The organism is Candidatus Nitrosocosmicus agrestis, assembly GCF_008389435.1.
Lineage (GTDB): Archaea > Thermoproteota > Nitrososphaeria > Nitrososphaerales > Nitrososphaeraceae > Nitrosocosmicus > Nitrosocosmicus agrestis.
The window spans coordinates 1-11,755 of sequence record NZ_VUYS01000036.1 but is presented as its reverse complement, the minus strand read 5'-3'; the positions used below and the strand labels follow the sequence as shown (position 1 = coordinate 11,755).

14 protein-coding genes and 1 tRNA gene are annotated in these 11,755 nt (G+C 32.9%); 4 read left to right on the top strand and 11 right to left on the bottom strand.

The annotated features are described in order from the left end of the window. Window positions 1–241 precede the first annotated feature (241 nt). Window positions 242–784, top strand: coding sequence for a hypothetical protein (locus F1Z66_RS15025; RefSeq protein ID WP_149864445.1), 543 nt, complete (start codon window positions 242–244; stop codon window positions 782–784). 673 nt (window positions 785–1,457) lie between these two features. Here F1Z66_RS15025 and F1Z66_RS15020 read toward each other — a convergent pair. The 3 genes from F1Z66_RS15020 to F1Z66_RS15010 all read right to left on the bottom strand — a co-directional run bounded on the left by F1Z66_RS15020 (window position 1,458) and on the right by F1Z66_RS15010 (window position 3,105). Then, the gene (locus F1Z66_RS15020) at window positions 1,458–1,721 is read right to left on the bottom strand and encodes a hypothetical protein (RefSeq protein ID WP_149864444.1); all 264 of its coding nucleotides are present in this window, start codon (window positions 1,719–1,721) and stop codon (window positions 1,458–1,460) included. Between the two features lie 370 nt (window positions 1,722–2,091). Continuing rightward, entirely contained in the window at window positions 2,092–2,397 is a 306-nt protein-coding gene (locus F1Z66_RS15015) for a hypothetical protein (protein WP_149864443.1), read from the bottom strand. A 429-nt stretch (window positions 2,398–2,826) separates the two neighbouring features. Beyond that, window positions 2,827–3,105, bottom strand: coding sequence for a hypothetical protein (locus F1Z66_RS15010; protein WP_149864442.1), 279 nt, complete (start codon window positions 3,103–3,105; stop codon window positions 2,827–2,829). A 273-nt stretch (window positions 3,106–3,378) separates the two neighbouring features. Between F1Z66_RS15010 and F1Z66_RS15005 the strand changes: the two genes are divergently transcribed. Continuing rightward, complete coding sequence (locus tag F1Z66_RS15005; RefSeq protein ID WP_149864441.1) at window positions 3,379–3,810, top strand: hypothetical protein; 432 nt, start codon at window positions 3,379–3,381, stop codon at window positions 3,808–3,810. A gap of 493 nt (window positions 3,811–4,303) precedes the next feature. Here F1Z66_RS15005 and F1Z66_RS15000 read toward each other — a convergent pair whose 3' ends face one another. The 6 genes from F1Z66_RS15000 to F1Z66_RS14975 all read right to left on the bottom strand — a co-directional run bounded on the left by F1Z66_RS15000 (window position 4,304) and on the right by F1Z66_RS14975 (window position 6,791). Further along, window positions 4,304–4,564, bottom strand: coding sequence for a hypothetical protein (locus F1Z66_RS15000; RefSeq protein ID WP_149864440.1), 261 nt, complete (start codon window positions 4,562–4,564; stop codon window positions 4,304–4,306). Between the two features lie 566 nt (window positions 4,565–5,130). Further along, complete coding sequence (locus tag F1Z66_RS14995; RefSeq protein WP_149864439.1) at window positions 5,131–5,370, bottom strand: hypothetical protein; 240 nt, start codon at window positions 5,368–5,370, stop codon at window positions 5,131–5,133. Window positions 5,371–5,469: 99 nt separating this feature from the next. Then, window positions 5,470–5,967 carry a hypothetical protein gene (locus tag F1Z66_RS14990; protein WP_149864438.1) on the bottom strand — a complete coding sequence of 166 codons (498 nt, stop codon included), beginning with the start codon at window positions 5,965–5,967 and terminating at the stop codon, window positions 5,470–5,472. Window positions 5,968–6,037: 70 nt separating this feature from the next. After that, complete coding sequence (locus F1Z66_RS14985) at window positions 6,038–6,322, bottom strand: hypothetical protein (RefSeq protein WP_149864437.1); 285 nt, start codon at window positions 6,320–6,322, stop codon at window positions 6,038–6,040. 72 nt (window positions 6,323–6,394) lie between these two features. Beyond that, window positions 6,395–6,691 (bottom strand): hypothetical protein, encoded by a 297-nt coding sequence (locus tag F1Z66_RS14980; RefSeq protein ID WP_149864436.1) that lies wholly within the window; start codon window positions 6,689–6,691, stop codon window positions 6,395–6,397. A 3-nt stretch (window positions 6,692–6,694) separates the two neighbouring features. Beyond that, window positions 6,695–6,791: transfer RNA gene (locus tag F1Z66_RS14975), tRNA-Glu, on the bottom strand. A gap of 167 nt (window positions 6,792–6,958) precedes the next feature. Here F1Z66_RS14975 and F1Z66_RS14970 point away from each other — a divergent pair. Next, window positions 6,959–7,243 (top strand): hypothetical protein, encoded by a 285-nt coding sequence (locus tag F1Z66_RS14970; protein ID WP_149864435.1) that lies wholly within the window; start codon window positions 6,959–6,961, stop codon window positions 7,241–7,243. 162 nt (window positions 7,244–7,405) lie between these two features. On the opposite strand, the gene F1Z66_RS15720 is transcribed toward F1Z66_RS14970, so the two are convergent. Both F1Z66_RS15720 and F1Z66_RS14965 read right to left on the bottom strand, forming a co-directional pair. Then, window positions 7,406–7,573 carry a hypothetical protein gene (locus tag F1Z66_RS15720; protein WP_154670578.1) on the bottom strand — a complete coding sequence of 56 codons (168 nt, stop codon included), beginning with the start codon at window positions 7,571–7,573 and terminating at the stop codon, window positions 7,406–7,408. A 1,271-nt stretch (window positions 7,574–8,844) separates the two neighbouring features. Beyond that, window positions 8,845–10,683 carry a thiamine pyrophosphate-dependent enzyme gene (locus tag F1Z66_RS14965; protein WP_149864434.1) on the bottom strand — a complete coding sequence of 613 codons (1,839 nt, stop codon included), beginning with the start codon at window positions 10,681–10,683 and terminating at the stop codon, window positions 8,845–8,847. Between the two features lie 213 nt (window positions 10,684–10,896). Between F1Z66_RS14965 and F1Z66_RS14960 the strand changes: the two genes are divergently transcribed. Continuing rightward, window positions 10,897–11,094, top strand: coding sequence for a hypothetical protein (locus F1Z66_RS14960; protein WP_149864433.1), 198 nt, complete (start codon window positions 10,897–10,899; stop codon window positions 11,092–11,094). Window positions 11,095–11,755 lie beyond the last annotated feature (661 nt).

Here is an 11,755-nt window from a genome sequence, read left to right as displayed (position 1 = left end):
CCGAATGCTTTGATGACTACTTTCCGTGTAGAATGAAGAATTGTAAGTTAAAGCATGTAAGCAACTGGTTAAATCTCTTTGTCGATTATCATAACAAGGAGTTAAAACGCGTTAACTGAACAGAGCCGAATATTCCCTTCCTTCGTTTAAAATACGATAAGTTTTAATATATAATGTAATTATTTTAACTTCTAGAATTTTGTTTAATCATCGAACAATGATATGTGTGAGTTTTTTTATAATGGCCGTCATTTTTTTCCTTAATAACTTTTCAACTTTGCCTTTTTCTCGTGCCTTACCTACGTGGGAAACATTTTATGATTCCAATTGTCAGATCACGATCAAACATCCTTATACTACTGACAAAATTTCACAATCTGGTGGCAGCGCATTTGAAATAGGGATTGCAAAAGATATTTCTGATCCAGATTCGATTAGTATGACTGTTGGAGGTACATGTCTTCCAGACTCTATGCCAATTACAAAAGAAATGTATAATCTAACTCTGACAAGTCTCAAAAATAATTATGAAAGAATAATACATGAAGATGGTTCTTTCAATACGACCGGCCCTGGAGGTGAAATAAAAAACTTTATTAGTATTGCAGGATTGATTGGGGGTAGTGACTTATTGAAGGGCAACAGTATATTGACCTCGGTCAAAAATAATATGACCTATATTATCAAGTTAAACGCAACTGGTGAAGATGGCAACAGTGGTTTTATTAATAACTATAAATATTTCGAAGACAATATTTTGGGTTCTCTCAATTTTAATAATTAATTTACCTTGCAAACTATACTGTCCTTTTCGAATTTAGATGGTTTTTATATTACCTAAGTTATATAACATCTAAAATAGTTAAAGCCGATCTTATCATTGAATCGTACTTAGATATGAGAGAAATACAAACATACTATTTGTCAAAGAAATGATCCTGGATTATAAATCATGCCAAAATTTTTAATACCTTCACTTTTGACCTAGATTCCTAGCGCAGTTAGTGCTATTTGAGGAAGCTAACTCACGGTTTCAGATCTCTTAATTACGTCAAATTCTTATAAACTTAAAAAAGAAAACTTAATTTTGAAAACAACTTTCCTAATTCATTGTCTTCTCAGTAATGTATTGGATCGGCCGATAGCTCCAAGATTAGAATAGATCCACTTAATTTTGCTGCTAGAATATCTCTCCCTGTAGAAACGTCGAAAATAACCTTTAGTCTCACATCATGGAATGTGTATTCATCTTTGAAGTTTTATGAACAATCTTTTACATGGGGATATTAAAAACTGTGTTTGGATGAATTTGTTGAATGCATATTTACCAAGTTTGAGAATTTATACAACCAGTAAAAATTAATTTGGCATAATAATTAAAAATTCTTATACAGGAACAATATGAGTTTGTAGTTAAGGATTTTATTCTACAATACTTTATATATAAAATAAGGTAATTACCAGATCAAGTTATGGCCTAGATTGTCTTCCGGGGAAATATCTCCAGAGTTACAAGAATTAACTATGCTTGCATTTGGAGAATAGCAATGCGAACCTTGTAGATTACTTTGTGAACTACGGATGGATTGATCATGACCTGGATAGGGATTGAATCCTAAAAACGCGTTTGAGAAGCTAATTGTAGTCAGGGCTACGGAAAGAAAGCTAAGGACTATAAGAGAAGAAATGATTACTTTATTCCTATTAGAGAATTTATACATCGTATTAGTAGTGCGTAAATGATTTATGGGTATTGCTTTACATTTACATGAAAAAATTTGCTAGTATCAAATTACAGGATAAATATTCAAAAAAAGTAATAGTTGATTATGAAAATTCTTACAGTTATTTAAAAAATACAATAGTGTTTATTTCACAGAGGTTTTTATATCAAATCTTGTGGTACATGAACGTCATCTTCATTGAATGATCAAAGTACTTGACTGGTATCACCAGCGGCTTACAATATCTCTAGATAAAGACATTTCATCATCCATTATTGTTAATCAGAAAAAAGAGTAGGATGGAAGGAAATACGAATACGTCAGGTCATGGCGAAAATTTTATTGTTAATAATAGTGCTAAGAAAAACTACTCTGGACTAGGAGGGTTGAAATCATTTGCAGCTTTGATCATGTTCTCCTTTTCATGGTTTAGTTCGTCATCAGTTAAGTTCATGACGGAGATTATGGTCGAATCATCCTCGTCGTTAAACCCTTCGGTAAATATGATAGCGTGGGAAGAAGACTTTAAACTTTGTAGAAGCGACTCATCATTGGGCAGTATTCTTAACCTCAGATCTTTGATGGGGATGACTGATCCAAGATCATCCACATCCAGCAAAGTGACTGTTGCTTTATGCTCTTGCTTGTTTATGCTGTTTACCTTTACCAACATTAAACTATCACAGTAAATACGACGACAATCAATCTAATAAACAAATTTCAATGAATATTTAATATCAGATTATAATTAAATGGCTGAAGGTATTAATGACTTGATCTTTTCTTGTCATAATATTCCACCACTTGCTGAACTAATTTTCAATTTGTTGAATCAAACAGGCAAAGATAATTGATCTAAAAATATTAAAGTTAATTGCGGCCTTGCAATATCTGGTATATCAATAATCTTTAAGGACAGTTTATCTAATAATATACATACACTTGATAGAATGTAAGTGAATGTTATCAGGCATTGAACTCTACTTATTTTAGGACTGGAAGTTTTGGAACTCAAATTAGTTATTTATGTTTAAACTGTGGTATACCTTTTGATAAAAAACTGTATATAGGAAATAGATAACTGTTCCGAGATCCTCAAAAATCAGAGATCACTAAAACAAGTCCAAATGGGCTCTAGAAGTAAATAACAGGATGCTCCGGCCGGGATTTGAACCCGGGATCTGCGACTCGAAAGGCCTTCTATCTTACTAAATTTGGTATGGTTCAAATCCCTAAGTAGAGAACTTAGCAAAGGTAATTCTTTATCCACAAGAGTTACTAGTTTCTTTTTGATAATTGACTTTAGCTTGTATTCATATGACTTTGAGATTACTTCCTGACCTTGTAGAAATTGAACTTCTGCTCTCGACAGTAATGGCATAAATTTACTTGGATAATAGACATAAAAGGATTATATGGTAATAATTTGAAATCCTTAATGGTTTCGGAAAGGTCAAATCTCAAAAATGACTTAGAGAACGCTTAATCCCTAAAACCGTATAGAAATTTACAAGATTCTGATATCTTTACAGTAATCATTAAGTATTTGTCAATTATATGAAATTGCCTGTTTAGAAATAGCTCAAGTACGAATAAAGTGATTTTTACTGCATCAGTGATCATTGCCGCAACAATACTTGTAAGTGTGCTAATATTGAGTAACACTCAAATAGCACTGGCTGAGCAAAAAGGTGGCGGTGGCGGGGATTCTAAAATACCACCACCGGATTGTTCAATTCATACAATGGATGATCGCATAATTTTTGTTCCTTGTCCCCCACCATCACCGCCAGTAGTTGACACCACAATGACAAAATCACCTTTATTAAATAACGATGAGATTGGTGATGCATCGCTGCAAGCATCGCCATTATCATCCATAACAGCAAATTCTATACAGGGTACAGATGACGGAAATGCAAAGACAGAAAGACCTGGTAGTACAGAATCAATGAATACGCAATCGATTGTGGAACAAAATGATGCAGATAAAAAAGCTATTCAGTCAGATGATCCAGAATCTGCTAGCGAATCTTCAGATGAGGAAAATTCAAACGATTCGGAGAGTTCTAATTCTGATCACTAGGGACAACATGTTCATCCATTAAATGGATATCAAAGAACTATACTCATTTTTTGTTTCAGAAAGAATTCATAGAATTAGTTTCTATGGGATCGAGCTTCCTTTTTAAGTTGCTTTCCACATAAACTCAGAATCAATATAACTAGTTGAGTCTTTAACGATTCAAAAACTGCTAAGTGCAAGATATTAACATATGAACATTTTCAATACTTGGGATTGCACTTCGCTTTCAAGTAATTATGATTAGCTTGATCAAGAATTCTCTTATATAGTGATGATTTCCGATTTAATTCTCTATCCGTGAATTTGAAAAATTCTATTTTGATAGACTTTGTTTTTTTCTTCTAATATCGTAAAAACTTAACCTTTGACTTGGAGAGAAGTAAAATCGAACTGGTTAACTGGATTACCTAAAAAGCATGTTGTAGTACACAAAAGTCTAACTAAATCATTGTCTGGAGAAAATACCAATAAAAAATTGCAAAAAAAGGATGGTTTATCGTTGGCCTAATGCCAAGTTACCGAGTTGTTCTTGTAATTGAATTCCTACATTGTTGCATGAAGCTAAGGTAAATTCTCCAGAAACACATTGTGCGTTTTGCTCGCTGTCTTGATCTTGTTCTATCTCTTGTTCGGCATCATTGTGTTTTTTGGTTGCAAATGCCATGTTATCACCAAAGGTTACTACTGAACCTATGAGAGCTGCTGCAATGAACATCACTGCAAATATTTCGATTTTATTTGTTTTAGTACTCATTTTAGTCGAAATATACAAGTGAAATTTGAAATAATATAGTTTGGATAGTTGTTACTGCTATTTCTTTTTGAAATATGCTAGTAGTATAGTATTAAGATAAATTATTTTATAATTTTGTTCTTAAAAATTAAACTCTAAATCGGATTATCATCGCTCGGATCTAACAACACCCTCGCTATTTGGCAACAATAGACAAGGTGGATTTTACAGATTTTATGTGTTACTGACTAATCCATTAGGAATTAATCTGGAAATGTGTAGAGGGTATTTTGATTGGCTCCAAAATTCGACCACTAATTGAATTCAACTCAGAATTAGTTCGTCCCTATTCAGATTGTCACTGTGGTACCTACAGCCTAAGGGGATATGGTATTTTTAAATATATTTAGTCATTCATATTCAAATCCATAGTTTCAAATGGGTCTTGCATCTCAGTCTACGTCGTACCTGCAAGACCCATTTTTAGACCATCATATTCATTAAATCATCCAGAACTACAAGAAACGAAACCTTGGTTTTCAATTCGTAAAAAAATAAAAGATTATCTGCTGGATCGATAGAGGCCACTAATTTGCTCTTAAAGTGTTGGCCATACAGTCTCCAAGCTGTGGGTTAAGATTACTCGGTAATTTTATCCATCCGTCAGGACAATTTGCATGCTTCAGTTTGAATACAGTCAGTTCCTCAGCGTTACTTATGGGTACCAGAGGACCCATAAAGAATGCCATTGTAACCACCAGCGCTACTGAAGCCGCAAGCAGTATTCTTTTATTCTTGTTTTTTTCTGTGAGAGTTGTTGTTCTCATATCATTCTACTGTAAAAATAATTATATTGATTTTGCTAACTAGTTGCAATACTCTAATACTCTGATATTCTAGCAAAATTGGAAAAGATGTAATAATTATTACTTTACTTCGGATCCTTTCAGACTTAATGATAATTTGTCTTCATCAGTTATTAAGGAACTATTTATTATTCTGTAGCTGATAGAGGTCCATAAATCAAGATAACCTCCTAACTTTTCGGTTTTGATGCCATTTTTCTCAAGAATTTCCCCAACTTTTAAGTCAGCATCGACGTCCATAAACTTGGATTTTTTTCCGTCTTCATCCTGAGTACTAATCTTCATTACTCCACCAAAGGTATATTCGCCTGCATTAAATGACCATAAACTTCCGTCTTCTATTTCAAATTCACAATTATTTTCAGGACAAATAGTACTTTTAGGACCAATCATAAATTCAAAACTTTCTACAGGATAAGTAGTACTAAAATTTCCTAATCCTTTATTTTCGCTTAATGTAGTAGTCATGGAAAATTCTTTTTCTTTCAGAAGTTGGCTCCCATTTTCAGGAATTACATATACTTTGTTATCTGTAGAAGGAATACTTTGATTACGCATCGCTGTTAATTCTGATACTGATGAGTACTGAGCCTGATCACTTAAAGCAGTTAAATATAGTTTATAACTCTTAATTTCGCTTATATTTTTTACATCTCCTGGACTGACAATTATTTCGAATGGAGCAGACTGCTGTGAAATTAAATCTGATGGTTCCGTAAAAGATTGCCGATACTTTTTTTATCCATTTAAGTATGGATTCTATATCTTTACTTTGGTTTTGACTATCTACGATAGATTTAAAAACATTTACTGACTTGTCTGGTTTGGACCACTTTAGCTGATATCTCTTTACAATTTCTAACCATTCATCATATCTACCTAAGAATTTTGATAATGAAGCCAATGCTCTCATTGTATGTACCTTAGACCCCTGAGATAGATTCCAAAGAATACGCGCATCCCTAGTTTCTAGTATTTCATAGTATCATTTTGCGTATCCAATCTTGTTTCTTACACTGTGCTTTCTTTGGCTTTCGTTGACCATGTATATTCTAAAGTCATTCCAGAAGGTTTCTTTGCTCGAATCAATCCTTGAGACTTTTGATGTTGGCCATCTTACTGAATTCGGTAAGAAGTTGTTTTGGTCCTTATAATCTCCAATTTCGGATTCGAAACTGCATTCTTTAGGATTTGATTTGGATTCTTCTGACTGTGAAGGTGATTTATCAAATTTATATTCAAAAACTTGCTTATTTTTATAAGAATTATCTTGTTTAATCATCGATGCTCCGGCCGGGATTTGAACCCGGGATCTGCGACTCGAAAGGCCGCAATGCTTGACCGGACTGTGCAGCTTTTTGGAGCTACTACACCACCGGAGCTTCAAACTCATTAATTTGGCGATATTATAAAATCCTTTTTATTTCCACCGTGCGAGGACCGTTGTCCAAAGTACCTGCAGGAAAAAAGATCAAAATTTCTTTTCCTACTTAATTTGTTAATCTATTAATTTACGGCAAAACTCAAGTATATCTTGATTGATATTAAAATGTTGAGCAAGATACTTGAACCACCACAAGTTGATTCTGATATTATTGTTTCAAAGTATGACGAAAATAGCCTGAGATATTTGGAGGAGGCTTTGGATGATGAAAAAAGATATCTAATGATAAGGACATTGAAGAAAAATACGCGCACTAAAGACAAATTTGGTTGTAAAGTATTGTGTCAAGATTGTGAGATGTTTAATTGTACTATTCTTCAGCCATTTGGTTACAATAAACCTAAAAAAATTCAATGTTCAAAATGCCATTTTAATTACTATGGGATGTAGATAACTTTTGACTCACAAAGCAAACATACAGCTATCAATATTAGAATACTATTTAACTAAAATTTGTAGATAATTTAGATTGCTTCGATTTATTTAGTCATTGGAAAAAATTTTGTGTCTTAACGATGTCTTTTTAGACTGTTACTTGAGCACCAAAATTTGTCAGAAGGCTATGCCTAATGCTCCCAGTACTATCAAAATTACACCAATGACCGCCAATACAATACCCAGGATCCTAGCTATTTTCGTAGCTACGGGGGGTAACATATTAGCTATCGCATACAAAATTATTCCTATTATCAGGATGATTATTCCATCGATTAATCCCATATCAGTATTGCTTATTTAACAAACAATATTAACTAGTAATATAGTAAGTATCATTTGATTTTTTTCTTTGATTAAGAATGCCATTTTCGTCTTATAATCATATAGAACCAAATAATCACAAAACCATTGTATTGTTAAATTTAATAATAATAGTTATAATTATTATTACTATGGCTCGTAGATTGGATTGAGAACCATGATTTTATGAGGAGAAGTGATATATTCTCTCCAGGAGGTATTACAATTGGAAAATGCTACAACATGAACTTGAACAAGTTGATTTGAAAATTATACTATTTCAAGGGTATAGCTGAATTTAACTTTAAAGAGTATAAAGACAGAAAAGTATAATCATAATTTTCCATAGTATACGATCTTTTATAACAGAAAAGTAATGAATTAGCATTTTAATTTTGACATCCCTTTTTTGATTTCAAACAGTTCCAGATGAGTTGTCAAAATTGGTATAATATCTATATTTTAGCTTTACTATAAAATGAATTTCTTCTTAAAGAATTCTGGACTCTTAAAACTTAACAGGATATTTGAATTGAGGAGTTAAAAACAGTTATTTGAGTTAAGAAGGAATTTTATGTGTTATACTAAATTTTTACAATATGATTGGTTGTCCTATATTAAAGCTACTCTGCAGAGAAGTGGACCAACAAACTTTCAGACGAACGTTAATTAACTTGTCAAGATTGATGGAAAAGTACTAATTTCCAAATATCTAAAAATATATTTTAGAGACAGCTAACATATATCTGAATTTAGTAACAAGTGGTTCTCAACTGGAATGACATTGAACCTCTACTCTATTAAATAACCATATTCTGAAGAGGAATTGTCAGTATTGTCATCTTATAAATCCTACTCAACTCAGATGGGGACATTATAAATTTCTAATATCTGTGACTGACCTCAGCTAGATTTCAATACCTGATATATATACGAAAAATGTTTGATTATAACTTATATTTGCGGTTGCATTGTAGAAAATTCTATATCAATATTCGTTGGCACTATAATCTTAAGTTATATTAATTTGAATTAATTGTTGAATACCTTTTTGAGTAGTAAAAGAGTCGCTTCAAATGATTTTATAATTAAAGCACGGCCTGGTAGTGGGCATGATGTCGTGTATTGATTTCATTTGAAAACAACTAATTATTCTGTGATTGATTATTCTATTAATAAATTGTATTTCATAGTTCAGTTTCAGATTGATTTATTAGAACCGGATTACCACAGAGGATATTAATAGATTCTTATTAATCATTGTTATTTTTTATTGTGGTATTTTTATGATTGTGTTTTTCTAATAAATCATGATGGTGTAGACTCTTTAGTATTTCATGGACCTGATTTCGATAAATAGTTAAACCAATCCTTGAAGCATAAGGTTGTCCTCTAGCAAATGATTCAGCAATATTTTTTACAAACTCTGCCTCCACCTTTGGAGGCATAGGAGGATCAAATGGATCTACATATGCTTCAATAATAGTAGGCTTTTTCTCTTTCATTGCTTGATGAATAATCTGACCTGTATCACTCGGTTCTGTAATGGTGTATCCTTTTCCACCACATGAATCAGCAAACTTTGCAAAATCTATGGGTGTGAATTCTATAGCATATTCTGGATTTCCCAAAAAAGCCATTTGTTCCCATCTTATCATTCCAAGTGTGTTATTTTTTATTATTATGACCTTAATTGGTAGATCATATTGGACAGCTGTTGCAAATTCTCCCATTAACATGGTGAATCCTCCATCCCCAACAAAAGCCACCGATTGTCTTTCTGGGTATGCAATTTTAGCTGCTATTGCATAAGGTAAACCGCATCCCATAGTAGCCAATGTACCTGATAAGGAAAATTTCATCTTATCATGTAACAAGATAAACCTAGCAGCCCAAATGGTGTTTGTACCACTATCAACTGAAACTATTGCATCATCATCTAATTCATTTGATAAAGCCGTCGCAATAACTTGGGGTTTAATAGGTTTGTCAGTACGGCTGCCTTGTTCTTTTAATAGGCTCTCCCATTCTTTCATCGCTTTTTGTTTTGAATACAAAAATTTGTTATCCTCTTTCTGTCTGATTCTTAACATAGGGATCAGAGCCTTCAGTGTTTGTTTTGCATCACCAATAAGTCCTATATCTACAGGATAACGCAATCCGATTCTCTCTGGTACAATATCAATTTGGATTCCTTTAGCTTGTCCTGGTTTGGGAAGGTAATCAATATATGGGAAAGAGGTTCCAATCATTAGTAGCGTATCAGCCTCGTTCATAGCATCACTTGCAGGAGTTGTCCCTAACATTCCAATACCACCAAGGCTATATGGGCTGTAGTCGGAGATTACTGCTTTACCTAATAGGGCTTTCACCACAGGGGCATTCAATCGTTCGCATATTGAGATAACCTCATTACCTGCATCTAATGCACCTTGACCTACCAATATTACGATTTTCTCCCCTTCATTTAAAATGTCAGCGGCTTTACTCAGCAGTTGATGACTCGGAATGACTTCATGATTGAAGATATCTGATGTATGACCTTTCACCTTATGAGATGAATATTTGCCTTTTAGTTTTTGTTCTTGAACATCTATGGGAATGGTTAAATGACTCACTCCTCTACGAGCTAAAGCGTTCCTACAAGCTATATCTACAGCCATTTCGGCATGTTCGGGTGAATTTATCATGTTATTATATTCCGCGACGTCAGAAAATAGTTGTAAAAGATTGACATCTTGTTGATAGTTTGAACCTATAAGATCAGAATAAGTGGTACCTGTGATAGCCAATACTGGTGTGCTATCAAGTTTGGCATCATACAACCCGTTTAAAAGATGTATAGCACCAGGTCCAGATGTTGCGACACATACCCCAATTTTCTTTGTATATTTGGCATAAGCACTTGCCATAAATGCGGCAGATTCCTCATGTCTTACCAAAACAAACTTTATTTTATCTTGTCTTTGTCTTAGTGCTTCGATAAAGCCATTGATCCCATCACCAGGTAATCCGAATATAACCTTGACACCCCAATCAATTAGTGCTTCAGCTACAATATCAGCAGTTCTAAAATTCTGATATTCGTTCATAGAAAATAAAGGATATCAAAGTATTTAGAGACTAAATTTCTTATATTTAGAAACTTATTGATTAAGGATTGTCATCGGAACTAATTGGAATTCTTCTACTTATGGAATTTAATCATTGCCATGGATGAATTTCATTATACATCCTAAAGAAAGCCAACCTCTACCACCATCACAAGAATATTTTCTATTTAAAACACAGTTAAGGTGAATATAATGGTATTAGAGGAGGGCTTGTTGGGCTCAATCTCACTAACTATAGTTAATAACTATGTAACAGTAACATCAATAAATAAATACACTCATAAAAAAGAAACCACTAAGTGGGAGGTTAAAAAGCAGCAGGATACAGAAGTTCCTGATATGAATTATACATCGAATTTATATCATCTACAAATAATAATCTGGACCTGAAAGAGTCAGGGAAAAAAAATTGTCCATTTTTTTTAATTACAGTTTTGATGTATAGACAGGATGATTTGGTAACATTAATACCAATATGGTGTTGATATACCTCTGATAGGTAAATAGATATTCCGATAAATTGACAACAATGAGAAATATATAGTTACTAATTAACCATATTCTTAATTATTATTGATTTACTATCGATACAAATGCAGTATTTATTCTATTCTTTCTCTTTTTCGTTGATTAAAAAAAGACTTAAGTATTGTCAGTTAGTTCGGCCAATTTTGGAAATGTAGTAGCCATTGTTCATCAGATCGTAACCAGAAGTGAATATGGTTTTCTCATATTTAGTTATCAGATACAGTTTTTCATTTTCACTAATGCAACCTTTCTTCCTTATAAATTGTATAAATCTTTGACGCTGTGATGAATAAGATAGTATTTAATCAAGACAAAGTTCTGATAAAATAGTATGCCGCTTTCAGCTTTCAAACCAGATTGTTTTAAGTATTTGCTTATTCCCTCTTATGTTCATGCGTAACCGTTTGTAACTATATTTATCAAATTGCAGATTTGTAAACAACCTCAAGATATACATCACTACGTAATAGCAGGGTATGTCCAACGCATTAATAATAAATGAAATTAAACAAGCACCTTTACA